Origin of the sequence: Pseudomonas silensiensis, from assembly GCF_050434865.1 — a bacterium.
GTDB lineage: Bacteria > Pseudomonadota > Gammaproteobacteria > Pseudomonadales > Pseudomonadaceae > Aquipseudomonas > Aquipseudomonas fluorescens_W.
This window is the reverse complement of record NZ_JBNDJH010000004.1, coordinates 198,722-224,755: the sequence shown is the minus strand read 5'-3', so window position 1 is coordinate 224,755 and position 26,034 is coordinate 198,722. Positions and strand designations below refer to the sequence as shown.

The following is a 26,034-nucleotide window of genomic DNA, read 5'->3' as shown; positions in this document are numbered from 1 at the left end:
CACAGGCTTCGTGTTGTTCTCTCGAGTGTGGTCACAACGAACTGCGCTGGGCTAAGGTGTTTGCAAAGCCCTGACGCATCGAGTTCACATGCCCTTCCTCGCCCGCACCCACCCTCGCCTGTCTGCCGCCACCACCCTCGGCATTGCCGTGGGCATACTGGCGCCAGCCGACTCGATCATCAGCAAAATCCTCTTCGGCTGGAATGCCGGGGTCTGGACTTACCTGGTCCTGATGCTTTGGCTCACCGCGCGCGCCAAAGCGCCAGATGTGAAACGCATTGCCGAGGTCGAAGACGAAAACGCCGGGCTGGTGCTGTTTGTTGTATGCGTCGCTGCAATTGCCAGCCTGGCGACCATCACCTTCGAACTGGCCGGCAGCAAGGACCTGGAAACCACCCGTAAGCTGTTGCACTACGGCTTTACTGCATTGACCGTGATCGGTTCATGGCTGCTGATCGGGGTGATTTTCAGCGTGCACTACGCCCGGCTGTTCTACACCTGGAGTGGCAAAGACCCGGCACTGCGTTTTGCTGAAGGTCTGACAACGCCCAATTACTGGGACTTCCTGTATTTCTCGTTCACCATCAGTGCGGCGGTCCAGACGTCCGATGTCGGCGTGGCGACTCGGGATCTGCGCAAGATTGTCCTGGCGCAGTCGCTGATCGGCTTTCTGTTCAACACGGCCATTCTCGGGTTCTCGATCAACATCGCGGCGGGACTGTTCAACTGATCCCTGCACAAACGTTCTAGTCATCGCCCTCGGCGCAGGCGTTAAATAAGTCGGCTATCCGTCTCACAGGTGCAGCATGACGACTCACAACTGGATCGACCTGGCCCAGGACGCCGATACCGGCATCGAGACCCTGCGTGCGCATTTCGAAGGCCATGCCTACGACCCGCACTGGCATGACAGCTTTCTGGTGGGCGTCACCGAACAAGGGGTTCAGCAGTTTCACTGTCGGCGGGCAAAGCACCAAAGCACGCCGGGCAAGGTGTTTCTGCTCGAGCCGGGTGACATCCACGACGGCGAAGCACCGACCGAAGACGGTTTCACCTACCGCATGCTGTACCTCGACCCGCAGTGGCTGAAACGTGAACTCAGTGCAGTCTTCGAAAATGCCCCCGACAACAGTCAATTGAGTTTCGCCAACACCCTGGCCAGCGACTCGCGACTCGCCCACGCCACCAGCCTGGCGTTTCAAACCCTGCATCACGGTGAGCTGAAAATCGTCCGCCAGACCGCCCTCGACGGTTTGCTCGAACGCCTGACCAGTCACCTGCACTGGCGCGCCCGCTATGGCGAGGATCCGCGCCTGCCGCTGGTGGCGCAGAAGGCACGGGAGTACCTGCACGCCAACGCTCAATACGACATCGGCCTCGACCAGCTGGCCGCCGCAACCGGCGTTGATCGCTTCCGCCTGACCCGCGCTTTCAAAGCCGCTTATGGCATCGCCCCGCACGCCTACCTCGTGCAATTGCGCCTGGCGACCGCCCGGCGAATGCTGGCCCGTGGCGAGCAACCAGCGACGGTGGCGATGGAACTGGGGTTTGCCGATCAGAGTCACCTGGGCCGCTGGTTTGTCCGAGCATATGGTTTGACGCCAGCGCTGTATCGCAAGCGCTGCTCAAATCTTCCAGACGCATGACCCGGACTTTGTGAGGATCGGCTCCTGAGTTAATCCACGGAGCCCGCTGCCATGTTGTCCACCTTCCCGACCTTGCTACCCTTTATGTTGTTTGCTTTCGTCGCCTCCATCACGCCGGGGCCGACCAATATTCTGGTGCTGAGCAACAGCGCCCGGTATGGCTTCAAGGCAACTTTGCCTATCATCTTTGGTGCCTGCGCCAGCGCTGCTGTCGTCGTCCTGCTGGTGGGGTATGGTTTGGGCGAATCCCTGAAGCAGAGTCCGTTGCTACAACACGCCATGCAGTGGTCAGGTGTTACCTGGTTGAGCTACCTGGCCTGGCAGATTTTCCATTCGACACCCGAAACCCTCGATCCGCACTTATCCGAAAATCATCGGCGTCCAGACCTTTTGACTGGCGCAGGCCTGCAATGGGTAAACCCGAAAACCTGGATGATGGCCATGGCGGTCGTCAGCGTGTTTTCCGACAACGGTGCCGATCGCCTGGATCACATCGTTTATTTGAGTTTTGCGTTTTTCGTTATAGCCCTGCCTTGTATGACTGCTTGGGCAGTTCTTGGGTCAAGCGTCAATCAATGGCTTCGTTCAACCAAAGCCCTGCGAAACTTTAATCGGTCCATGGGTATATTGCTGGCAGGTTCGACGTGGCTAAGTGTATGGATCGGACAGTAAAAATTTGTCCCACGCCAACGGAGAAAAAATCACATTTAGAAGACCTTGTAAACTGTCAGGTTTGACAGTTTACAAGTTAGCTTTTAAGCGCTCTGATATGTCATCCCGGACGTTTTATTGCCAGGATATTTCGAGTCATAATCGCGGAGACAACTTTAATGAACAGGATCAATAACATCACCCGATCCGGTAGCTGCAGTGGAACAATTGGCGAGGGAATCACGTTCAATGCGCACTTGGTAGAGTTGAAATCAGAGACTTTCCCACCACCGCACGGCGAGTCTCATGTCATGTTCGCCAGGCAACGTGCGCCCAGTCCGGATTTCACCACAAAAGAAGTGTACGTGTCAGTCAGGAAAGACTTGGCAGATGGCCCTTATACTGTCAGCCCGGACTCCAGTGAGGTGCGGGTAACCTTTGTGGACAATAGCGTATCGCCAGAACCCGTCATCTACATGCAGCTCAGCGGAACGATTGACATCAAGTTCGATAAAACCACAGGTGTTTTCTCTGGAGAACTCAAAGACGTCCTTCTGGAAAACCATGATGGTGACGACGATAAAACGCTAACCCTCAATCTCCAATTCAATGCAAAAAGCGATACCTCCAGCACTCGTAAAAACAAAAGCATCAGACAGGCCGCCTGACAAAGTCATGAAAGAAACGTTCAATAAAAAAGGAAGCCTAAGCTTCCTTTTTTATTGAGTCGCCGCCATTTATTTGCTTAAAAACCGTAACGAACACCCATATTCAAGCCGATTGGCCGCTCTATGTTTTTCCCTTTGCTGTAGTCCGCATCAATGTGAACTTGCAGGCGATCCGTCATGGCGACAGCGAAACCTGCAGCAATCTCACCTCGAGACCCTGAGAGATCATTGTTGAACACATTGTCGTTAACCTTGACCTCATTATTTTTGGCGAACTCGTGACCCAGCGCGACCCGTACATAGGGCTGAACTTGCAGATCGCCTTCCAGGGCAAAAGTGCGTCCAGCTGTCATGCCGGCTTCACCCACCAATGACCGTGTGCGGTCTCCATCCGCTTGCATATCGTTGTCCAGAGTGAAACTCCTGCCCTGAATGACCACACCGGACCACTTTGTGTAGGGTTCGATGAAATAGCCATCAGCCAGTTTGATATTGCGCCCAAGCTCGATGGAACCACCCAGTCCGGTATTATCGTAATCACCTTTGGCCCTGTGTCCATCGCTCAAGCCAACCTTGGCCTCGTTGCGAAAGCGGTTCAATTTAAGAACTCCGTCCAGGTAGTAACCACTACCGGCATCAATCCAGGTGAGGTAAGTCCCTAGATAGTTGCTGGTGACGGTACCGGAAGTGCCGCCATCTAGGTTCAGGTCGGACTTGCTATGCCCCGCCATCACACCTATCAGCCATTGTCCGTCGCCGAATGGCAGCGGCGCATCGGCCCCCAACGTAAAACCTCGTTGGGTTTGTTGATATCCGACACCTGAACCATCGGCCACGTTGTATTTGTTGCCATAGGTGCGGCCCCAGGCGCCGCCCTCACCCCCATTGAAACGCAACTCCCCCATGCGCGAACGCAGAGACGTAGCTTCTGCGGACCACACTGTCGATGCCGTGTTGAATAAAGCCAGCACTGAACGCGCGCCGGGGCTGACTGTCCTTGTCGCGGGATCGAGAATCCAGTCGTTGCCGCTTTTCGCCAAGCTATAAGAAAAGGCCCCGAGGTCTACCTCCCTAGCCATAAAGAATTGCGCATCGCCGCCACCTGTTTGCACCACCCGAACTGGTTGACCGGCGGCGGGGTCCACACCAGAACTACTGATAATCAGTTCATGACGACCGCTCGCCGTCCCCGTCACATTCAGCAAATCAGTCTGCCCCGTAGAGAAGTCAGTTCCCAACTCGAAGCGACCATTGCCCGCGAGCTGCCCCACATTCAATTGATAAAAAGCATTGTCGGCGCCGAAGCGTACGGTGCCACCGTTCAACGTCAGATTGTCTATCTGGCCATCGCCCACCAGTACCCATCGAGACGAATCATTGATGGTTGCGCGGGAGACATTTTCCAGGTTGCCTGTCAGAACCGAACTGTTCTGTAAAACCAGGTCAGTAGTGCTGCCTGCTTCATTGACGATATTGCCGCTCAACGTACTGTTATTGACAGTAAACGAGGCAGTAGCACCTCCTCGTACATCCAGCAAGGTATTGTTGCCTGCCACCAGCCGGGAGTTGTTCAGCGTGATCGTCGCAGTCGAAGACCCCGCACTGGCGAAATCAACCTGAATGGCCGAACCGGTGACGCCCTCGACAGTTGTATTGTTGAGGTTCAGCGTCGCGGGCTGAATAGAATTCGCGTCAAGCCCGATCGTCACACCGTTTTGCCCCCCTATGATCGTGCTGTCAGTGGCCGTGGCCTGACCGCTGGCCAACCTCAATCCGTAACTGCTGGCACCTGTTCCCTGAATCGTCGAATCAGTGACATCCAAGCGACTGAATGCACTCACCAGGGCTCCGCCCGTCACACCGGTTATGTTGCTTTTGCCGCTAACGGTGGCGGTAGACCCCGTCAAAGTATTCGCGTTGCGTACAACCTGAAGCCCGACACGATTGCCAGTGATCGTGCTGTTGACGATATTGGCCTGACTATTGACGAGTACCACCGCAGCCAGACCGCCAACGCCCGAGACGTTTGCTCCGCTCAGGTTAACTTGAGCGCCGTTGCGGGCTGCGATCTGTTGAGTGATACCTGCATTGACGTTGAGTGTCGAACTGTCAGTGTTTATGAACAGCGTCTGAGCGCCATTGACGTTCAATGTGGCATTTGAGTTAAGTGACCATTGCTCGGGAACGCCCCCGGTAATAGTTGTGGTCCCTCCAACAAGGTTTCCTGCCATGGTCAATGATGAGAATGGCAACAGCATGGAAGTAAATATCAAACTCCACCTGATAGGAAAAGGAGGCTCCGTAATTAAATTTCGTTGCATAGTAGACACCTGTCATCTAAAAAACCGGGCCACTGCCACTTGCGTAGGAGGCCATGAAAATGAGTGTCGTTAGGCTAGCGTGAAGCTACGCGCATCTCTGTAGGACTTATCTGTTTTTCAGCATCGAAAAATCCGCCATCGGATTTTTCTGACAGATCTCGAAGCAACTTAAAACAATGCGACTAAGATCATCTAGCCGCATTGTCCGTGGCGAACGTCATGGAACAGGATTTACTTCTTCGCAGTACTGCCCCTCGCTATTAGTAAACAGCATGAAATGTCTAGCCTCCGCTGAAGCAGGAGTGGGCGTAGTGCCACTTCGGGTAATGGTGTATGTGAGTACACCATTTGTCCGATTCGCCGGTTTGAAATGAGTGCCATATATACCGATATCGACTGCAGCCCCCGCCTCCGGATACGGGTCAGGTACCAGCAAATCTGCAGTGGTTTCCGTACCAGGAACAAGAACCGGTGGAGTGGCATCGGTATATGCAGCAAAACTTAACGTGATCGTCTCACCCGCTACCGTGTAAGCACTTTTCGGGATGGTAACTCTCAGATTGCGTCGTGTGGTGCCATCACCAGGAGGGACGAAGTTCAATGTTGAACAACCGATTCTACGCAGCGGGCCTGCAAGATTCTGCACCTCGGGTGCGAGAGTCTGAATAGGAAAAGCGTCTACAGGAATATCTTTGGGTACACACTGAGTCGGGTTTGGATTCAATGCGGTATGAAGTACCCAATGTAAAGGTTTGTCTCCGGGACCTTGAGCAAAGATTGTATCCCAAGGAAGCTGTTGCGTAAGTGTAGTATTTTCCTGACCCGGGGCTAAGGGGATGCGCGTACCCACTTGCACGTTATTATAATAAATCGCAACCAACCATCCTTCTTCAGTAGGCGGAGCAGCAAACAATTTAATTGAAATCGTTGCTTCCTTACCGAAATCCCCTTCTTCTACCTTATCCGTACTGCCCCCTGGAAACGTCAGTACAGGTTGGTCCAAAGCAGGGTTCACGGGATCCGGCTCACTCGGATTAATGGGTCCGATATAGTGAATATTGACGAGTGTCTTGTCATTATTTCCACCAAGACGACGGTTACCTCGAAACATGGCATAACTGAACTCGGTTTCTTCATCGCCATCTGTATTGCCATATACAGACTTGATGGTGGAATACGGAACATCCCAAACCAGTTTTCCATCAACGGCAGTACTCACAAGCTTTTCACCCAGCTCCTCTGTGCCCCAGTAACCCATGAGAGTGTCCGTTGCAGCATACGGGGCGGGCACCGTCGCCTCAAGTTTGACCCCCAGATGGCAGTCAGCCAAATCAATCAAATCGTCGTTGGCCAATGGCACCACGGGTGGTTCAAACACAGTAGGGTCGGCAATGCGCTTCACTTCACGCGAAGCTGGACTCGATACTTTGCTCAAGTGACCTACAAGATCCCTCACTCTATAGATGACTGTATTAACACCTTCTTCAGCATTGACAAATACATCGATGGGGATTGTGAATTCGCGCGTGGAGGGTAAATCAATTTCAAGCACCGGTTGGTCACGCACAGGATCCGGGGCTCTGCCCACCCAGGCCAGCAACACGTCGGTGGCGTGATAGTTCCCATAGGCTGCGGCAGTCAACGTGATTCCGTTCGTGTTGTTACCTATGTAGGCTTCATCGATAACAGCGGTCGGCGGCAAATCGACTGGAAAGGTAGCCGCTTTCGGAGACAGGTTCGAAGGTGGTTGCTTCACTCTATAGGGTGCTGTTCGGTCAATAACGTATGTAACGATGTCCGAATGTCCATCATTCACCGCGCCATACCAGTAAACGTATTGAATTTCATATTCAGTAGGGGATTCAGGTGTGTTTTTCTCGACCATCCACGGGGTCATTGGAATTGTCTTGGGCAAAGGCCATGTCCTGCCAGCAATAGGCCCTAAATCTTGCGGGGCCTCTAATTCCTCCCAGTTGAGCGTACCTTTCTCACGGATTCTAAACTCAATCATATCATCCGGATCCTCAGGCTCCGTGGGTCGCGGAATGGTGTAATTGAGCGGCGCGGACAGCGCCGCCAGCGGGATGCGCAAGTCACCTCCGGGAAGTGTTTGAGCTGTAATTGTGACGCCGACGGGGTTTGCGAATACGCCTCCCGCACCGTAACTTTTCTGAAGCACAGCGCTTCGGGACAATATGGCTTTATCAACTCTGCTGTTCATCTTTAAAATCTCCTGCCATCACATTTAAGTAGAACTTACCGGGATCAAAGAATACGATTTACAACGTCCTGCGCAGCGCACATCACTCAACATTGTTCAAGGCCCACATGGGAGTTCTTGACCACTGATGATTCTGTCGATTTTGACCAATGCTGTTTTTGACTGACCTACAAGCCTGGCTCCACGATAGATTCGATAAACAACGGTAGCGGAAGAGCTTACCATCGGCTCTATATGTATGTCGTAGGGTTCAACGACGAGTGGATATCCTTCCCGAATATCTTTATCGCTCAAGCTTTGACGCACGTTAATCCAACGTGCGTCAACGATTTCATCGCCACTGCCATTCCATGTGGAATACCCTCTCCATGTAACTTCGCATTTATCGCCAACTTTAAACAAGGTTAGCGGTGGAACAACAAAATGTATGCCAAACCATATTGGTGGATCGGTGATGCAATTATAATAACCCCAATCAGTTAAATATAAAAAACCAACCTCTTTAAGATCAATCGGCACTGGAGTGTGATCTATTGTCAGTTTTCGGCGAAATGAAAAGGATGGATTATCGGCCGAATTAAGCAATTCATACCACAATTCCACGACACCATTATTTAGCAAGTGCTCTGGACCAATATGAATGATAAATTCTGGCTTCATGTCCGTCGGTGTATAAGTATTTTCTATCTTTACAGATGGTTGTCCGGGTTGCTCAAAGCGAACCGTCAAAATGTCCCTTTCCCCCGGCTCCGTCGCCGGGTCGGGCCATAAAGGTACGATCACATCAATACCTTTGGGCAGCAATGGAAGTGGGATATAGCCCTCCGGATCAACATCGGGATCAGCTACACCTTTAACTTTCGGCGCATCGAATGTCAGTGGTTTATTAGGCGCCATATCGAAGGTCCTTTGATGGTCACGAAATTATCCTTTGGTACTGAAAGAAATTAAGCGCCGAGTTCAGTGGTGTGGCTACTGTCATATCTGACAGGTAAAGCTACCGTTTGTCGGTTTTATCCGACGCATTGGGATGTCACTGGCTTGACGTTTTCAGGTTAATGGTGTCTTCTGAAACCGGTTTCAAAGCCAGCCTGCACAAACACCAATAACAAGGTTAAAAACCGTGAACGACTTCTCCGCCGCCCAGCGCAGCCGCGTCACCATGCTCGACGTCGCCGAACACGCCAAGGTCTCCAAGGCCAGCGTCTCGCGCTTCATCGGCGATGACCGCGCCCTGCTCTCCGATGCCATTGCCCTGCGTATCGAGCAGGCGATTGCCGAACTCGGCTATCGCCCGAACCAGATGGCCCGCGGCCTGAAACGCGGGCGCACTCGCCTGATTGGCATGCTGGTGGCCGATATCCGTAACCCTTATTCGATTGCCGTGATGCACGGGGTGGAAACCGCCTGCCGTCAGCACGGTTACAGCCTGGTGGTGTGCAACACCGACCGCGATGACGAGCAGGAACGCCAGCACCTGGCCCTGCTGCGTTCCTACAACATCGAAGGCTTGATCGTGAACACCCTCGGTCATCACCGCGATGAGTTACGAGAACTGCATCGGGAGATGCCGCTGGTGTTGGTGGATCGCAAGGTCGAGCAGCTCGAGAGCGATCTGGTCGGGCTGGACAATCCTGCCGCCGTTGAAATGGCCCTCACCCATTTGCAAGAACGCGGCTATCGCGATGTGCTTTTGGTGACCGAGCCGTTTGACGGCACCAGTTCGCGGATCGAGCGGGTCAGCAGCTTCAAGGCGCAGATCGAACAACGCCCGACCCTGCGCGGCACCCTCGTCGAAACCGGCAGCGAACTGACCGCCAAACTGAAAACCTTCCTCGAAACGCCCGGCCCCGGCCCGAAAGCGCTGTTCTGCGCCAACGGCATCGCCGCGTTGGCCAGCACCCATTCGTTGCGTGAACTGAAGTGCAATCTGTTCGAGGACGTCGGCCTGATCGCCCTCGATGATCTGGATTGGTACCCACTGGTGGGCAGCGGGATCACCGCCCTCGCCCAGCCGACGGCCGAAATTGGCGCCAGTGCGTTCGAGTGTTTGCTCAAGCGTTTGCGCGGTGATGTCGGGCCAGTGCGGACCCTGGATTTTTCGGCGCGGTTGATTGTGCGTGGGTCGACGAAAATCGCTACTTAAGTCAGCAGCCCTATTTTTTTGAACAAAAATGAAACCGGTTTCAGAGGTATACAACAATGAATAAACCACCCGTTTCCATCAGCCTGTCGAGTTACGGCGCCGACCTTGTTCGCCAACGTGGCCAAGGATCGTTTATCGACGTGTTGGCCGCCTCCGGCGCCACGCGCATCGAATGGCGCGAAGAACTGCTGACCGTCGAAGACCCCGCGCAACTGGCTGACGCCACGCAGGCCCAAGGCCTCGAAAGCGTGTATTCCTCACCGATGGAATTGTGGCTGGCCGGCCAGTCAAAACCCAATCCCGAACTGATCTCTGCGTTACAGCGGGCCCAGGCATTCGGTGCCAAATGGCTGAAAGTGTCCCTGGGCTATTTCACCGACAACAGCGACCTCCAGACCTTGTCCCGCATACTGGGCAAAAGTGCGGTGCAGTTGCTGGTGGAAAACGATCAAACCTTGCACGGTGGCCGCATCGAACCGTTCCAACGTTTTTTCGCTGAAGTCGAGCAACACAACCTGCCGGTCAAAATGACCTTCGACATCGGCAACTGGCATTGGCAAGACCAGTCCGCCGCCAGCGCCGCGCGGTTGCTCGGTCGCCACGTCGGCTACGTGCACTGCAAAGCCGTGACACGCCGGGCCGACGGCAAACTGGTCGCCATACCGCCGACCGCCAGCGACCTGCATCTGTGGGAACAACTGCTGCGGCACATGGCCCAAGGCGTTATGCGAGCGGCGGAGTATCCGCTGCAAGGCGACGACCTGGTGCAGTTGACCACCGAGCATGTCGCCACCCTCGCCCGCCTCGGTCAAACCCGTCTGGAGAGCGCTCATGTCTGAGATCGATATTCTGTCGTTCGGCGAAACCATGGCGATGTTTGTCGCCGAGCAGAACGGTGATTTGGCCGACGTTGGCCACTTCCACAAGCGCATTGCCGGGGCCGACAGCAATGTCGCCATTGGCTTGTCGCGGTTGGGTTTTAACGTGGCCTGGTTGAGCCGGGTGGGCGCCGATTCGCTGGGCCGGTTCGTGATCGATACGCTGGAGAAAGAAGGTCTGGATTGCAGCAACGTTGCCATCGACACCGCGCACCCCACCGGTTTTCAACTCAAGTCGCGCACCGACGATGGCGGCGATCCGGTGGTCGAGTATTTCCGCCGTGGGTCGGCGGCGAGTCATCTGTCGCGGCAGTCGATCGCGCCTGAGTTACTCAACGCTCGACACTTGCACGCCACCGGCATTCCGCCGGCGCTGTCCGAAACGGCCCGGGAAATGTCTTTCGAGTTGATGACCCGCATGCGCGATGCCGGGCGCAGCGTGTCCTTCGACCCGAACCTGCGTCCGAGCCTGTGGGCCAGCGAGCAACAGATGATTACCGAGATCAACCGCCTCGCCGCCCTCGCCCATTGGGTGCTGCCGGGCTTGAGTGAAGGCCGCTTGCTGACCGGTTTCGAAGACCCGGCCGACATCGCGGCGTTTTACCTCGACCTGGGCGCCGAAGCCGTGGCGATCAAGCTTGGCCCGCACGGTGCGTATTACCGCACCCATCTGGATCAGGGGTTTGTAGCAGGCGTGCCGGTGGCAACCGTGGTCGACACCGTCGGTGCCGGCGATGGATTTGCCGTCGGCATGATCAGCGCCCTGCTGGGAAACCACAGCTTTGCCGACGCCGTGAAGCGTGCCAACTGGATTGGCAGCCGCGCGGTGCAGAGCCGTGGGGATATGGAAGGGTTGCCCACTCGACTTGAGATGTCTGTTGAGTTTGAGGCCGCCATTCGCGAGCAAGCCCGCTCCCACATTCAATCGGGTTTGCCCTCCCATTCTGTGTACGACACCGATTCAAATGTGGGAGCGGGCTTGCTCGCGAATAGGCCCGCATAGTCACTGAAAATCTTTAAACCGTTACCTGCTGCGACAAAAACAACAAGCTCAGGAGCACCACTATGAAAACCGCAACACTCGCCGCCCGCCGCTGGTGGTACATCATGCCGATCGTGTTCATCACCTACAGCCTGGCGTACCTGGACCGCGCCAACTACGGGTTCGCTGCCGCCTCCGGGATGGCCGCCGACCTGATGATCACTCCGGGCCTGTCGTCGATGCTCGGCGCGCTGTTCTTCCTTGGCTACTTCTTCTTCCAGGTGCCGGGCGCGATCTACGCCCAGAAGCACAGCGTCAAGAAGCTGATTTTCGTCAGCCTGATTCTCTGGGGTGGCCTGGCCACGTTGACCGGGATTGTCTCCAACGCCTACTGGCTGGTCGTGATTCGCTTCATGCTCGGCGTGGTCGAAGCCGCGGTGATGCCGGCGATGCTGGTGTATCTGTGCCACTGGTTCACCCGTGCCGAACGCTCGCGCGCCAACACCTTCCTGATCCTCGGCAACCCGGTGACCATGCTCTGGATGTCGGTGGTGTCGGGCTATCTGGTGCAGCATTTCAGCTGGCGCTGGATGTTCATCATAGAAGGTTTGCCGGCGGTGCTTTGGGCGTTTATCTGGTGGCGTCTGGCCGATGACCGTCCCGCACAAGCCAAGTGGCTGACCGATCAAGAGAAGCAGGATCTGCAAAGCGCCCTGGCTGCCGAACAGGTCGGCATCAAAGCGGTGAAGAACTACGCCGAAGCCTTTCGCTCGCCGAAGGTGATCATCCTGGCCCTGCAGTTTTTCTGCTGGAGCATTGGTGTCTACGGTTTTGTGCTGTGGCTGCCGTCGATCCTCAAGGCCGGCGCGCAGATGGACATGATTGAAGCCGGCTGGCTTTCCTCGCTGCCGTATCTGGCGGCAGTGATCGGCATGTTGCTGGTGTCCTGGGGCTCGGACAAATTGCAGAAGCGCAAACGCTTTGTCTGGCCGCCACTGCTGATCGCCTCGATTGCGTTCTACGGATCCTACGCTTTGGGCGCTGAACACTTCTGGTGGTCCTACACCTTGCTGGTGATTGCGGGTGCCTGCATGTACGCGCCGTATGGACCGTTTTTCGCCATCGTCCCGGAAATCCTGCCGGCCAACGTCGCGGGTGGCGCCATGGCGCTGATCAACAGCATGGGCGCGCTCGGTTCGTTTGGCGGTTCGTATCTGGTGGGCTACTTGAACAGCTCCACCGGCTCGCCGGGTGCTTCTTATCTGTTGATGAGCGGCGCGTTGATGCTCTCGGTGGTGCTGACGATTTTCCTCAAGCCCGGCGCCAGTGACCGGGTCGTGGCCAAGGCCGTTGTGCAACGGTCGACGGCTGCTCATTCCTGAATTGAAGTTGAGATGACGATGATGAAAAAGCAGGTTGTGCTGTACAAGAAACTCTCGCCGCTGCTGATGGCTCGCCTGCACGAGCAGACCGAGGTGACGCTGATCGACAACCTCAATGCCGACGGCCTGGCAACGCTGCGCGAGGCCCTGCCCCGCGCCCACGGGTTACTCGGTGCGAGTCTGAAACTGGATGCCGGATTATTGGATCTGGCTCCTGACCTGGAAGCCATTGCCAGCGTGTCCGTGGGGGTCGACAACTACGACATCGACTACCTGACCGAACGACGGATCCTGCTCAGCAACACCCCGGACGTGCTCACCGAAACCACCGCCGACACCGGTTTCGCGCTGATCCTGGCGACCGCCCGGCGCGTGGTGGAACTGGCGAACATGGTTCGCGCCGGTCAGTGGAAGCGCAATGTCGGTCCCGCGCAGTTTGGCACCGATGTGCACGGTAAAACCCTGGGCATCATTGGCATGGGGCGGATCGGTGAGGCACTAGCCCAGCGTGGTCATTTCGGTTTTGGCATGCCGGTTATCTATCACAGCCACTCGCCAAAACCGGCGGTCGAGCAGCGATTCAACGCGCAATACCGAAGCTTGCCGGAGCTGTTGCAGCAGGCTGATTTCGTTTGCCTGACATTGCCGCTGACCGCTGAAACCGAAGGGCTGATCGGGGTCGAGCAGTTTGCCCTGATGCGCCCCGAAACCATCTTCATCAACATTTCACGGGGCAAGGTGGTGGACGAGGCGGCGCTGATCCAGGCCTTGCGTGACGGGCAGATTCGCGCTGCGGGGCTGGATGTATTCGAACGCGAACCGCTGAACACCGACTCGCCGCTGTTGCAACTGAACAACGTGGTGGCGACGCCGCACATTGGCTCGGCGACGCACGAAACGCGGGAGGCGATGGCCACCTGTGCGGTGGACAATCTGCTGGCGGCGCTGGCGGGTGAGCGGCCGAAAAATCTGGTGAACACTGGGGCGTGGAAAGACTGAGGAATTCGGTGCCTGTCAGTCAGTCATCGCGGGCAAGCCCGCTCCACACATGGGATCTTTGGCGTTCACAAAACCCTGTGGGAGCGGGCTTGCCCGCGATGAGGCCATCAAAGCCAGTACAAATCTTCAGGCCCGGCGCGCCTCCAGAAGGTTCGCCGCACACAACGCTATCCGCTGGCACGCATCCGCCAGCTTCAGTTGATCCACCACCAACCCCAATCGGATATGCCCCGCCGCGCTCGGTCCGAACGCTTCACCCGCCAGCACCGACACGCCATAACCTTCCAGCAGCCGCTCGGCAAAACTCTGGGCACACAACCCGGTCTGGCGTACATCGATCATCACGAACATCCCGCCATCAGGTCGAATCGGCCGGATGCCCGGGCAATCCCTCAGGCTCGCGCACACCAGGTCGCGACGCTGGCGATACTCCTCGCGCATCAACGCCACTTCCGGCAGGTCCTCATCCAGTGCCAATTGCGCGGCGTTCTGAATGAAATCCGGAATGCCAAACAGCATGCATAACGACAGGTGCACCAAGTGTTCGGCCAAGGGTTTGGGCCCGATCACCCAGCCCACCCGCCAACCGCTCATGGCGTGGGATTTGGACAGGCTATTGATGGTCGCCGTGCGCTCGGCCATGCCCGGCAGGCTCGCCGGACTGATGTGCTCGCCTTCGTACAAAAGATCGCTGTAGACCTCGTCGCTGATCAGCCACAAGTCGTGACGAATGCATAGCGATGCCAGTTCCTGCCAGACCATCAGCGGCAAACTGGCACCGGAAGGATTGTTCGGACTGTTGAGCAAAATGGCGCGGGTTTTAGGCGTGATCAGTGCCGCGACATCCGCCGGATCGACCCGAAAGCCGTTCTCGGGACGCACCGCCACCGGCACCACTTTGGCTGCGCAGGCACCGAACACGCCTTCATAGGTCACGTACATCGGCTCGGCGACGATCACTTCATCGCCCGGGTCGAGCAGGCATTGCGCAACTGAATACACCGCGCATTGCGCGCCCGGCAGCACGATCACATGATCGGCATCCACCGCTTGACCACTGCGACGTCGATGACGGTTGGCAATGCTGTCGCGCAACCCCCGACTGCCACGAACTGACGGGTAGTGAGTGTCACCGGCCAACAAGCTATCGATGCACGCCTGAACGATGGGCTGCGGCGTATCGAAGTCGGGATCGCCGATCGACAGCAGTAGCACATCAACGCCCTGCTCGATTAATTCCAGTGCTCGGTCATGAATCTGCCAGGCCGCTGCGCCGTCACCGGCAATTCGTTTGGTCAAGGCTGAATAGCGCATGTAATTCTCCAGTCGCGCGGGTTCCAAGCCTCAACCCTATCTCAAATCACGAAACGCGCCACCATGGCATTTAAATCCACGGCCAGGCGCGACAGTTCGTGAGTGGCGGCGCTGGTTTGATTGGCACCGGCGGCGGACTGGGTGGCCAGGTCGCGGATGTTCACCAGGTTGCGGTCCACTTCGCGGGACACCTGGGCCTGTTCTTCGGACGCGCTGGCGATCACCAGGTTGCGTTCGTTGATCAATTGGATCGACTGAGTGATCTGCTCCAGCGCAACACCGGCGGCGCGGGCCATTTCCAATGTGCTCTGGGTGCGCTGATTGCTTTGCTGCATCGACGCGACCGCGTGGCCGGTGCCGTTCTGGATGCCGGCGACCATTTTTTCGATTTCCTGGGTCGATTGCGCGGTGCGATGGGCCAGCGCCCGGACCTCATCCGCCACCACCGCGAAACCGCGCCCGGCTTCACCGGCACGGGCGGCTTCGATTGCAGCGTTGAGGGCCAGCAGATTGGTCTGCTCGGCGATGGCGCGGATGACGTCCAGCACTTTGCCGATGTCGCGCCCCTGAGTGGCCAGGCCTTCGATCATCACCGAGGTGTTTTGCACATCGTGGGTCATGGTCTGGATCGCGCCGACGGTTTCCACCACACGGTCGCGACCTTCGCGGGCGGCCTGGGTCGACTGGTTCGAGGCTTCGGACGTCGACACCGCGTTGCGCGCGACTTCTTCCACGGCGGCGGTCATTTCGTTGACCGCGGTGGCGGCCTGTTCGATTTCGTTGGTCTGCTGTTGCAGGCCGCGGGACGCTTCTTGGGTGACCGTGCTGAGTTCTTCAGCGGCGGCACCCAGCTGGGTGGCGGAACCGGCGATCTGCTCGATGGTTTTGCGCAGGCTGGCCTGCATCGTGGACAAGGCACCGAGCAAACGGGCCGGTTCGTCCTTGCCATCGACCTCGATGACGTGGGTCAGGTTGCCGCCCGCAATGGTTTGCGCCGCCAGCAGCGCACGGTTCAGCGGTGTGACGATGCTGCGGGTCAGCAGCCAGGCCAGCAGCACGGTCATCAGCGCCGCGATGACCGCCACGGCGATGATGCCGGTAATCGCGCTGCGGTACAGCTCGCCCGCTGCGGCCGATGCGGCTTTCGCATCGGAATTATTCAGCGCCACCAGTTTGTTCAGCTGCTCGCCCATCTGGTCCGTACCGTCCTTGATCCGGGTGTTGATCAGCGTGCGCATCTCATCGAGCTTGTTCTGCCGCGACAGCTCCAGCATCTGGGTCTGGGCTTGCATGTAACTGTCCAGCGTTGCCGTGAACGTCTTGTACAGCGCCGCTTCTTCCGGGGTGGCCGACAACGCGGCATAACTCGATTGTGCACTGCGAACCTTGTCGACCAGTACGCCGATACGCGTCTGGGCTTCCTGCAACGCGTTCGGATCACGGTTGACCAACACCCGGAAAGAAAGAATGCGCAGACGCAGGACGTTTTCCGTCAGGTTGCCGAGAAACCCGACGCTGGGCAGCTGCTTGGTTTCCATGTCGATGGAGGCCTGGTGGATGCTCGTCATGCGGTTCACGGCAAACACACCCAGCACGATGACGAGCAAGGCAATGAAGGCAAAACCCAGGAAAGCTCGAGGCGCGATATTCAGATTACGCAGTGACATAGGATGACTCTCGGGTGATGGGGCTACGAGCATCCTTGCGTGATCGCTGAATCGCGGGCGGTGGCGCACGCGCGTTCAGTTTGGCGCCACTGTTGGAATAGGTTTTGTGTGCGCCTGATAGCTGTATCGGCTGGGGATGAGGATTTTTGCGGGGCGTTGAGAAATATATTTCAAGTTTGGAACCGCCCCTCACCCTAACCCTCTCCCCAGGGGGTAGAGGGGACTGACCGAGGTGTTCTTTCGAGTTACATCGACCTGAAAAATCGAGTCGAACTCAGGATCTGAAATCTATGGAGATCGGCTCCCTTTCCCCTCTCCCCCGTGGGGAGAGGGATGGGCGGGCGGCGTTCCGATGAGGGGTGGATCCAAAATCCAACGCAACTTTCAAGCCTTACGCAAAGCCACCCGCCAAACCCGCGCCACATCACTCGCCCGCTCCCGCAGCAAACGTGGCGCTTCGGCACACGCTCGCTCCAGCGTCATCGGTCCACTGGCCAAGGCAAACGCGGCATCGATGCCATGTTCATACAGTTCTTGATAACCCTCACCCAGCGTCCCGGCGAGGACGATCACCGGCACGCCGTGCTGCCGAGCCATGCGCGCCACACCAAACGGCGTCTTGCCACGCAGGGTCTGAGCATCGAAACGGCCTTCACCGGTGATCACCAGGTCGGCGCCCTTGATCGCATCGTCCAGGCCGACCAATTCGGCGACCACGTCGACCCCGGCCTTGAACTGCGCCCCCAGAAACGCCTTGGCGGCAAACCCCAGGCCGCCTGCCGCGCCGCTGCCCGGCTCGTCACGTACGTCTTTGTTCAGGACCTCAGCGCAGCGTTCGGCAAAGTGCCCGAGCGCTCGATCTAGTTGCTCGACTTGCTCGGGTGATGCCCCTTTTTGCGGGCCGAAAATCGCTGAGGCACCGTGAGGGCCGCACAGTGGATTGTTGACGTCGGCGGCGATGTCAAAGCGCACCTCGGCCAGGCGCGGGTCGATTTCACTCAGATCAATGCGGGCCAGCTGTCCAAGTGCCAGACCACCCGGTGCCAGTGTTCGGCCGTGTGCGTCCAGCAGTTTGACGCCCAAGGCTTGCATTGCACCCGCGCCGCCGTCATTGGTGGCGCTGCCGCCAATCGCTAGAATCACCCGTTGCGCCCCGGCATCGAGCGCCGCGCGGATCAATTCGCCGGTGCCGAACGTGCTGCTGAAGCACGCATCACGCTTGCCCGGCGGAACCAGTTGCAGGCCACTGGCCTCGGCCATTTCGATGATCGCGGTGTGGCTCTGGGGCAGCCAGCCCCAAGCGGCCTCAACCGTTGCGCCGAGTGGCCCACGAACGGGGGTTTGGCGCAGTTCGCCCTCGCACGCCGCCAGAATCGACTCGACGGTCCCCTCCCCGCCGTCTGCCATCGGGCATTTGATCAGGAGCGCATCGGGCCAAACCTGCGCCAACCCCAGAGCAATGGCATCAGCCACACCCTGGGCACTCAGGCTGTCCTTGAACGAATCGGGGGCGATGACGATTTTCATGCGAATTCTCCAGTTCCAATGCGTTCCATGCTGCCAGCAGGCACGAACAATAACGCCGGTCCGCTGCACAAGCGGCCATGACGATTATTGTTCATTTCCACAAAACCTCTCTGTCCCTACACATTCCTTGTAGCAGCTGCCGAGCCTGCGAGGCTGCGTTCGGCTGCGCAGCAGTCGTAAATTCTGCAAGCACGGTTTACCTGATGCTCCGCGGCGCATGATTTCACGACTGCTGCGCAGCCGAACGCAGCCTCGCGTTGCTCGACAGCTGCTACGGGTTGGTGTTCGGTGCGTCGGTTTGGGGAAGGAGCTGGACGCCGAGGTAAAGCGCGAGCATTCCGTCCAGCCTTAACGGGTCAACACCACTAAGCTCAGCAATCCGCTCCATCCGGTAGCGCAAACTATTGCGATGGATGCCCAATGCATCGGCACACGCCTGGCTCTGGCCGTCGTGATCGCACCAGCTGCGCAGGGTCGCCAGCAGTTGGCCATTGCCATCCTTGGCGATGACTTTGCGCAGGGGTTTGAGCAACTCGTCCAGCGCGTCGTCGTTGCGGTGCCGCCAGAGCATCACCGGCAACCGATAACGGTTGAGCGTCAGCAAACGCGAGTGCGGCAACACATCTCGCCCATAGGCCAGCAAGTCGCCGACGCGTCGATAGCAGCGGCGCAATCCCGACAACCCATCGGCCTGCCCGCCCACGGCAATGCGCAGAATGTTCCAGCCGAGCCCATCGAGTTTTTCCAGCAGCCGATCGTTCTCGATCGCCTGGCTGGCCGGTCGGCACCAGAGCAACGAGGACTTGGCCGAACTCACGCACCAACTGTCCGGGTAGCGCGAAGTCAGCCAGGCGCTGAGCGCTTCGACGGTTTGTCCCGGACCGTGTTCCATCCCTAACTCGAACAGATACGGCACCCGCGTCATCTGCGGTTTGAGTCCCAGCTGCTGCGCTTCGTCGATCAGCCGCGGCGAATCTCCGGCCTCACTGAGCAGCAATGCCAGCAGATCGTCGCATCGCTGGCGCCGCCATTGTTGCTCAGCTTGCTGATTGCGCTGGCCGACCAGCATCTCGGCGGTCATCCGCACCAGTTCGGCGTAGGTGCGCAATTGCTCGGGTTCACCGGTGATGCCCAGCACGCCAATCAAGCGCTGATCGAGCAACAGCGGCAAGTTGATGCCCGGCTGCACGCCTTTCAAATGAATCGCGGTCTGGGCGTCGATCTCCACCACTCGCCCGTTGGCCAGCACCAGTTGCGCGCCTTCATGGCGGGTGTTGACCCGCTCCGGTTCGCCGCTGCCGAGAATCAGCCCCTGGCTGTCCATGACGTTGACGTTGTACGGCAGGATGGCCATCGCCCGGTCGACGATGTCCTGGGCCAGGTCGTGATCGAGTTCGAACATAGCGGTGATCCTTGAAAGCGTGATGGAGCGGATTGTTCACCCGCACAGGCCTTGGTTGCAAACCCTGTGCTCAGGCACAAAGACAATGACCCAAGCGGTGGCCGAGACTCACCGGGCGGTCAACGTTACCCTTGCATCGCAAAAAATCATAATAAAGAGAGAGCCCGCCATGTCACAGAGCGCCGCCGCTACCCAGGCCATCGTTGACGAAAAAAACGCCGTCTACAAACGCATTACCCTGCGTTTGATCCCCTTCATTTTCATCTGCTACCTGTTCAACTACCTCGACCGGGTGAACGTTGGATTTGCCAAGCTGCAGATGCTCGACGCACTGAAATTCAGCGAAACCGTGTACGGCCTCGGGGCCGGGATCTTCTTTATCGGCTACGTGCTGTGCGGCGTACCGAGCAACCTGGCCCTGACCAAATTCGGCCCGCGCCGCTGGATCGCGCTGATGATGATCGTCTGGGGCTCGCTCTCGACCTGTCTGCTGTTCGTCACCACCCCGACCGAGTTCTACACCTTGCGCCTGTTCACCGGCGCGGCCGAAGCCGGGTTCTTCCCGGGCGTGGTGCTGTACCTTTCGCAGTGGTTCCCGACCTTCCGCCGTGGCCGCATCATGGCGCTGTTCATGTCGGCGATCCCTGTCTCCGGTCTGCTAGGCAGCCCGTTTTCCGGCTGGATTCTCAACCACTTCGGCGCAGGCCAGGCGGGTTTGGCCGGCTGGCAGTGGATGTTCCTGCTGCAAGGTATCCCGACCGTGATCCTCGGCGCCCTCGCCTACTTCCTGCTGAGCGACAGTTACGCCAACGCCAAATGGCTCACGCCTTTCGAGCGCTCGGTGCTGGAAGCCGACCACGCTGAAGACCTGGCCAACAAACCGAAAACCACCACTGACTCGCTGCTGGCGGTGTTCAAGAATCCGGCGATCTGGGCGTTCGGTCTGATCTACTTCTGCATCCAGAGCGGCGTCTACGCGATCAACTTCTGGCTGCCGTCGATCATCAAAAACCTGGGCTTCAGCGATAACCTGGTGATCGGCTGGCTCAGTGCGATTCCGTATCTGCTGGCGGCGCTGTTCATGTTGATGGTCGGCCGCTCGGCGGACCTGCGCAAAGAACGCCGCTGGCATTTGGTGGTGCCGATGCTCATGGGCGCGGTCGGTCTGCTGATCGCTGTGAACTTTGCGACTACGCCGGCCATTGCCATCCTCGGCCTGACCATCGCCACCATGGGCGCCCTCACCGGCCTGCCGATGTTCTGGCCGGTGCCGACTGCACTGCTCAGCGCGGGTGCTGCGGCGGGAGGTTTGGCGTTGATCAACTCCATGGGGCAGATGGCCGGATTCCTGAGTCCGTATCTGGTGGGTTGGGTCAAGGACAGCACCGGGTCGACCGATGCCGCGCTTTACCTGCTGGCGGGTGTGATTGTTTGCGGGAGTTTGCTGGCGTTGCGCATGACCCGTACGTTGCGGGTGTAACGCATCGATCGTTCCCACGTCCGCGTGGGAACGATCGGCACCCTATGTTCGATATTTCCGTTTGCCCCGCCCCACCATTCTGGTATTTGATTGAGCCTTTCTCCCACCGGTAAAAGGATTTCGTCATGAGCTATCGCACGCTGGGTCATTCGGGCCTGCAGGTATCCACCCTGACTCTGGGCACCATGATGTTCGGCGAACAGACCAGCACCGAAGATTCCCTGCGGATCATCGACAAGGCCTGGGACCAGGGCATCAATTTCATCGACACCGCGGACGTCTACACCAACGGCCGCTCCGAAGAGATCGTCGGCGAAGCGATTGCCGGTAACCGCCACGAATGGGTGCTGGCGACCAAGGTCGGCTTCGGCCCGGTGGACGGCGTTCCGAACCGCAGCGGCCTGAGCCGCAAGCACCTGTTCAATGGCATCGATGCCAGCCTGACGCGTCTGGGCACCGATTATCTCGACATCTATTACCTGCACCGCGAAGACCACAACACGCCGCTGGAAGTCACGGTGTCGGCCATCGGCGATTTGATCCGCCAGGGCAAGATTCGCTATTGGGGTTTGTCGAACTACCGTGGCTGGCGCATCGCCGAGGTGATTCGTGTGGCCGATCAACTGGGCGTCGACCGGCCGGTGATCAGTCAGCCGCTGTACAACATCGTCAACCGTCAGGCAGAAACCGAGCAGATCACCGCCGCGCAAAACTATGGCCTTGGCGTGGTGCCTTACAGTCCGCTGGCTCGTGGCGTGCTCAGCGGTAAATACGCGCCGGACGTGAAGCCGGATGCCAACAGCCGCGCCGGTCGCGCAGATAAACGCATTCTGGAAACCGAATGGCGCGTCGAATCCCTGCGCATTGCTCAGCAGATCCAACAGTACACCCAGGGTCGCGGCGTGGGCATCGTCGAATTCGCCATCGCCTGGGTGCTGAACAACAGCGCCGTCACCTCGGCCATCGTTGGGCCCCGCACCGAAGAACAATGGGATGCCTACACTAAGGCGCTGGCGGTGAAGATTACGGCTGAGGATGAAGCGTTTATTGATTCGCTGGTTGTGCCGGGGCATGCCTCGACGCCGGGGTTTAATGATGTGAGCCACTTTGTGTCGGGACGGAAACCGCGTTCGGCTTGAGATTGTTCCCCTCACCCTAGCCCTCCCGAAACGTCGGACCGCCCAAAGGGAGAGGGGACTGATTGGGGGATGTTTGGCATATGCTTCGACCTGAAAGTCCCGCGTCGAATCCATAATCGAATAGGTCTTTCAGGTCGCAGAATTTCTTGAGGCCACTCGGTCAGTCCCCTCTCCCTTCGGGCGGTCCGACGTTTCGGGAGGGCTAGGGTGAGGGGACGACGGTTTGAAACTCTGCAGTGATGTTGAAAATATTGATCACTCGGCCAATATTCAGCACAAAAACCACGTATCCTGCGCGCCCCGTATGACCTTCAACCCGCGAGGACAGTTTGTCTAAAGGTATCGCTCTATCGGTTTCAGCCTCGGTGCTGTTTGCCGTCATGTATTACTACACTTCGTTGCTCAAGCCTTTGAGCGGCGTGGAAATCTTCGGTTGGCGAATGCTGCTGACCCTGCCCTGCATGACCGTGTTCATGGTGGCCTCCGGTGAATGGAAACGCGTGGCCGCCCTTTTTCGGCGGCTGGTTGGCCAGCCAAAATTGCTTGCCGGCCTGATCGTTTCCGCGACGCTGCTTGGCCTGCAACTCTGGCTGTTCATGTGGGCGCCGCTCAACGGCTATAGCCTCGACGTGTCCCTGGGCTACTTCCTGTTGCCGCTGTCCATGGTGCTGACCGGGCGGGTTGCCTATGGCGAGCGACTGTCTTACCTGCAAAAGGTTGCCGTGTTTTTTGCTTCCCTCGGCGTGCTCAACGAGCTGTATCAGGTCGGTGGTTTTTCTTGGGCGACTTTGCTGGTCGTCATCGGTTATCCGCTCTACTTCATCCTGCGCAAACGACTGGCGACCGACAACCTCGGCGGTTTGTGGATGGACATGGCCTTGATGTTACCCGTGGCGTTCTGGTTCGTTCAGGGCGGTGAGCAGGGTTTCGCCGTGTTCGATCAACACCCGTGGCTGTCACTGCTGATCCCTTTACTCGGCGTCATCAGCGCATCGGCGCTGGTGGTTTACATCATCGCCAGCCGACTGCTGCCGTTCAGCCTGTTCGGGTTGTTGAGTTACGTCGAGCCGGTGCTGTTGCTCGGCGTCGCGTTGCTGCTGGGGGAAAGCATCAAGCCCGGTGAGTGGCTGACGTACATCCCGATTTGGTTGGCGGTGGTGGTGTTGGTGTTCGAAGGGTTCAAACATATGGTCCGGCATCGACGAAAATCGATGTAGGACCGGCACGAAAAAGCCCGGTCAGCATTGCTGCTGACCGGGCTTTTTTTACATCTGAAACGGCTTAGTCGGTGGAGAGCACGCCACGACGAACCTGGTCGCGTTCGATGGATTCGAACAACGCCTTGAAGTTGCCTTCGCCGAAACCATCGTCGCCTTTACGCTGGATGAATTCGAAGAACACCGGGCCCATCAGGGTTTCCGAGAAGATCTGCAACAGCAGACGCTTGTCGCCCGACTCGGACGAACCATCCAGCAGAATGCCGCGCGTTTGCAGTTGATCAACCGGCTCACCGTGGTTCGGCAAACGGCCTTCAAGCATTTCGTAATAGGTTTCCGGCGGCGCGGTCATGAAGCGCATGCCGATGCTTTTCAGGTGATCCCAGGTCTTGATCAGGTCATCGCTGAGGAAGGCAACGTGCTGGATACCCTCGCCGTTGAACTGCATCAGGAACTCTTCGATCTGACCGGCGCCCTTGGACGATTCTTCATTCAACGGGATGCGGATCATGCCGTCCGGCGCAGTCATCGCCTTGGAGGTCAGGCCGGTGTATTCACCCTTGATGTCGAAGTAACGGATCTCGCGGAAGTTGAACAGCTTCTCGTAGAAGTTGGCCCAGTAGGCCATGCGACCGCGATACACGTTGTGGGTCAGGTGGTCGATGATCTTCAGGCCCGCCCCGACCGGGTTGCGGTCAACGCCTTCGATGAACACGAAGTCGATGTCGTAGATCGAGCTGCCTTCGCCGAAACGGTCGATCAGGTACAGCGGCGCGCCGCCAATGCCTTTGATCGCCGGCAGGTTCAGCTCCATCGGGCCGGTTTCGATATGAATCGGCTGGGCGCCCAGTTCCAGGGCCCGGGCAAACGCCTGCTGGGCATTCTTGACGCGAAAAGCCATGCCGCACACCGACGGACCGTGCTCGGCCGCGAAGTACGAAGCGACACTGTGCGGTTCGTTGTTGAGGATCAGGTTGATCTGGCCCTGACGATACAGGTGCACGTCTTTGGACCGGTGGGTCGCGACCTTGGTGAAGCCCATGATCTCGAAGATTGGCTCCAGGGTGTTCGGGGTTGGCGATGCGAATTCGATGAATTCAAAGCCCATCAGGCCCATTGGGTTTTCGTATAAATCTGCCATGGTTGGCGCCTCATCATTTTCTTGTCAATTAACGGATCGTTAGTTGCTAGCAATGCTGAGACCGGCGGGTGGCGCGCAGGAGATGCCCCGCACGCTGCGGGCGAGGAAGTCACCGTAGATCAATTGAAACCCAAAACTCTTCATTGTCGACCCAAGGCTCTTGCGGGCGAGGCTTCTGCTGCCAGAAGACGATTATTCTTATATGCGTAACCCGATTCTACACAGCGTAAATAGGTTTGTCCGCCTTCTGTATCAAATCCCCTTTTTCCCTGCTCGCGCAAGGGGTTTGTTGCACAGGAAGATCCCCACGAGGATCAGCCCTCCTCCCAGGCACATCGCCAGGGTCAACTGCTCGCCCAACAGCAGCGCACCGAGGATCACCGCGGTCAGCGGGTTGAGGGCGATGAACACGCCTGAACGCGTCGCGCCGATTTTGCGAATGCCGTCGTAATAGCCGATATAGGCCAGCGCCGAACCTAATACGCCCAGGTACATCAGGCTCATCCATTGCGTTGGTCCGAGGCTGGCGAGTGCAGCCACACTCAACTCCCCGCGAACAGCACTGGTCACCCACAGCATCAGCGTGCCCAACAGAATCGAGTACGTCACCGTTTGCACCGGGCCCAGGGTTTGATTCAGGTCCTTGGAGAACAGCGAATAAACGCCCCAGCCAAGCACACAGCCGAAGATCAACAGATCGCCGATCCACGCGTCGGTGTTGCCGGCCAACAACTGCGGGTTGCGGCTGACAATCACCAGGCTCGCCCCGGCAATGCAGATCGCGATTCCGATGACTTTCGCTCGGTTCAAGCGCTCCTTAAATAGCAGCCATGACGCCAGCCCAATCACGGCCGGGTTCAACGCCACGATCAATGACGCCCGTGAAGCATTGATGTAGTGCAGCCCATAAAAGAAGCACAGGTTGTAGAAGAAGATCCCGAAAAAACCCAGCAGCGCCAATTGCAGCCATTGCCTGGGGCTGGGCCTTGCGAGAGGCACGCGGGCCAGTAGCAGAAACACCAGCAACGCCACGCTGGCCAGCAAGAATCGCAGGCTGGCGGCAAACAAGGGGCTGAGGCTGTCGGCCAGAAATCGCCCGGCGACAAAGGTGCCGCCCCAGATCATGGTGACGGCAGCCAGTTTCAGATAAACCGGCACATCCGAAGGGTTGGACAGGCTCTGCTCATAGGTCGTCATAGGTTTCCAGAACGAGAAATCGGGGAGATGACGTATCATTCGATTAATACTTCATC

At 57.9% G+C, this 26,034-nt stretch carries 21 protein-coding genes; 12 read left to right on the top strand and 9 right to left on the bottom strand.

Annotated features, from left to right (window positions below; genetic code table 11):
• Positions 1 to 88: 88 nt before the first annotated feature.
• From QF010_RS07655 to QF010_RS07640, 4 genes are all read left to right on the top strand, one after another.
• A complete protein-coding gene (locus QF010_RS07655; RefSeq protein ID WP_033055131.1) occupies positions 89 to 730 on the top strand; it encodes a DUF1345 domain-containing protein in 642 nt (213 codons plus the stop codon).
• 76 nt (positions 731 to 806) lie between these two features.
• Complete coding sequence (locus QF010_RS07650; protein WP_033055133.1) at positions 807 to 1,646, top strand: AraC family transcriptional regulator; 840 nt, start codon at positions 807 to 809, stop codon at positions 1,644 to 1,646.
• Between the two features lie 51 nt (positions 1,647 to 1,697).
• Positions 1,698 to 2,318, top strand: a complete 621-nt coding sequence (locus QF010_RS07645; protein ID WP_033055134.1) for a LysE family translocator — start codon at positions 1,698 to 1,700, stop codon at positions 2,316 to 2,318.
• A 158-nt stretch (positions 2,319 to 2,476) separates the two neighbouring features.
• The gene (locus QF010_RS07640) at positions 2,477 to 2,965 is read left to right on the top strand and encodes a hypothetical protein (RefSeq protein ID WP_033055136.1); all 489 of its coding nucleotides are present in this window, start codon (positions 2,477 to 2,479) and stop codon (positions 2,963 to 2,965) included.
• Between the two features lie 77 nt (positions 2,966 to 3,042).
• Here QF010_RS07640 and QF010_RS07635 read toward each other — a convergent pair whose 3' ends face one another.
• The 3 genes from QF010_RS07635 to QF010_RS07625 form a co-directional block, all read right to left on the bottom strand.
• A complete protein-coding gene (locus tag QF010_RS07635; RefSeq protein WP_429532793.1) occupies positions 3,043 to 5,286 on the bottom strand; it encodes an autotransporter outer membrane beta-barrel domain-containing protein in 2,244 nt (747 codons plus the stop codon).
• A 217-nt stretch (positions 5,287 to 5,503) separates the two neighbouring features.
• Positions 5,504 to 7,507 carry a hypothetical protein gene (locus QF010_RS07630; protein ID WP_429532792.1) on the bottom strand — a complete coding sequence of 668 codons (2,004 nt, stop codon included), beginning with the start codon at positions 7,505 to 7,507 and terminating at the stop codon, positions 5,504 to 5,506.
• 96 nt (positions 7,508 to 7,603) lie between these two features.
• Positions 7,604 to 8,404, bottom strand: a complete 801-nt coding sequence (locus QF010_RS07625; RefSeq protein WP_429509747.1) for a hypothetical protein — start codon at positions 8,402 to 8,404, stop codon at positions 7,604 to 7,606.
• Positions 8,405 to 8,630: 226 nt separating this feature from the next.
• Between QF010_RS07625 and QF010_RS07620 the strand changes: the two genes are divergently transcribed.
• From QF010_RS07620 to QF010_RS07600, 5 genes are all read left to right on the top strand, one after another.
• Positions 8,631 to 9,653, top strand: a complete 1,023-nt coding sequence (locus QF010_RS07620) for a LacI family DNA-binding transcriptional regulator (protein WP_429509745.1) — start codon at positions 8,631 to 8,633, stop codon at positions 9,651 to 9,653.
• 56 nt (positions 9,654 to 9,709) lie between these two features.
• A complete protein-coding gene (locus tag QF010_RS07615) occupies positions 9,710 to 10,492 on the top strand; it encodes a sugar phosphate isomerase/epimerase family protein (RefSeq protein WP_429532791.1) in 783 nt (260 codons plus the stop codon).
• Positions 10,485 to 11,534 carry a sugar kinase gene (locus tag QF010_RS07610; RefSeq protein ID WP_429532790.1) on the top strand — a complete coding sequence of 350 codons (1,050 nt, stop codon included), beginning with the start codon at positions 10,485 to 10,487 and terminating at the stop codon, positions 11,532 to 11,534. The genes QF010_RS07615 and QF010_RS07610 overlap by 8 nt, the downstream gene beginning before the upstream one ends.
• Positions 11,535 to 11,596: 62 nt before the next feature.
• Positions 11,597 to 12,895 (top strand): MFS transporter, encoded by a 1,299-nt coding sequence (locus QF010_RS07605; protein WP_033055143.1) that lies wholly within the window; start codon positions 11,597 to 11,599, stop codon positions 12,893 to 12,895.
• 21 nt (positions 12,896 to 12,916) lie between these two features.
• Entirely contained in the window at positions 12,917 to 13,894 is a 978-nt protein-coding gene (locus QF010_RS07600; RefSeq protein ID WP_429532879.1) for an NAD(P)-dependent oxidoreductase, read from the top strand.
• Positions 13,895 to 14,020: 126 nt separating this feature from the next.
• On the opposite strand, the gene QF010_RS07595 is transcribed toward QF010_RS07600, so the two are convergent.
• The 4 genes from QF010_RS07595 to QF010_RS07580 all read right to left on the bottom strand — a co-directional run bounded on the left by QF010_RS07595 (position 14,021) and on the right by QF010_RS07580 (position 19,804).
• Complete coding sequence (locus tag QF010_RS07595; protein ID WP_033055144.1) at positions 14,021 to 15,208, bottom strand: pyridoxal phosphate-dependent aminotransferase; 1,188 nt, start codon at positions 15,206 to 15,208, stop codon at positions 14,021 to 14,023.
• A 41-nt stretch (positions 15,209 to 15,249) separates the two neighbouring features.
• Entirely contained in the window at positions 15,250 to 16,875 is a 1,626-nt protein-coding gene (locus QF010_RS07590; protein ID WP_033055145.1) for a methyl-accepting chemotaxis protein, read from the bottom strand.
• Positions 16,876 to 17,259: 384 nt separating this feature from the next.
• Positions 17,260 to 18,402: a glycerate kinase gene (locus QF010_RS07585; protein WP_033055146.1), complete on the bottom strand. Its 1,143-nt coding sequence runs from the start codon at positions 18,400 to 18,402 to the stop codon at positions 17,260 to 17,262.
• Between the two features lie 271 nt (positions 18,403 to 18,673).
• Positions 18,674 to 19,804: a sugar diacid recognition domain-containing protein gene (locus QF010_RS07580; protein WP_429509736.1), complete on the bottom strand. Its 1,131-nt coding sequence runs from the start codon at positions 19,802 to 19,804 to the stop codon at positions 18,674 to 18,676.
• Positions 19,805 to 19,973: 169 nt separating this feature from the next.
• Between QF010_RS07580 and QF010_RS07575 the strand changes: the two genes are divergently transcribed.
• From QF010_RS07575 to rarD, 3 genes are all read left to right on the top strand, one after another.
• Positions 19,974 to 21,284, top strand: coding sequence for an MFS transporter (locus QF010_RS07575; protein WP_033055148.1), 1,311 nt, complete (start codon positions 19,974 to 19,976; stop codon positions 21,282 to 21,284).
• 125 nt (positions 21,285 to 21,409) lie between these two features.
• The gene (locus QF010_RS07570; protein WP_429532789.1) at positions 21,410 to 22,423 is read left to right on the top strand and encodes an aldo/keto reductase; all 1,014 of its coding nucleotides are present in this window, start codon (positions 21,410 to 21,412) and stop codon (positions 22,421 to 22,423) included.
• 329 nt (positions 22,424 to 22,752) lie between these two features.
• A complete protein-coding gene (gene rarD / locus QF010_RS07565; RefSeq protein WP_033055150.1) occupies positions 22,753 to 23,640 on the top strand; it encodes an EamA family transporter RarD in 888 nt (295 codons plus the stop codon).
• Between the two features lie 64 nt (positions 23,641 to 23,704).
• On the opposite strand, the gene hppD is transcribed toward rarD, so the two are convergent.
• Both hppD and QF010_RS07555 read right to left on the bottom strand, forming a co-directional pair.
• Positions 23,705 to 24,781 carry a 4-hydroxyphenylpyruvate dioxygenase gene (gene hppD, locus QF010_RS07560; RefSeq protein WP_429532788.1) on the bottom strand — a complete coding sequence of 359 codons (1,077 nt, stop codon included), beginning with the start codon at positions 24,779 to 24,781 and terminating at the stop codon, positions 23,705 to 23,707.
• A 252-nt stretch (positions 24,782 to 25,033) separates the two neighbouring features.
• A complete protein-coding gene (locus QF010_RS07555) occupies positions 25,034 to 25,978 on the bottom strand; it encodes a DMT family transporter (protein ID WP_429532787.1) in 945 nt (314 codons plus the stop codon).
• Positions 25,979 to 26,034: the final 56 nt, after the last annotated feature.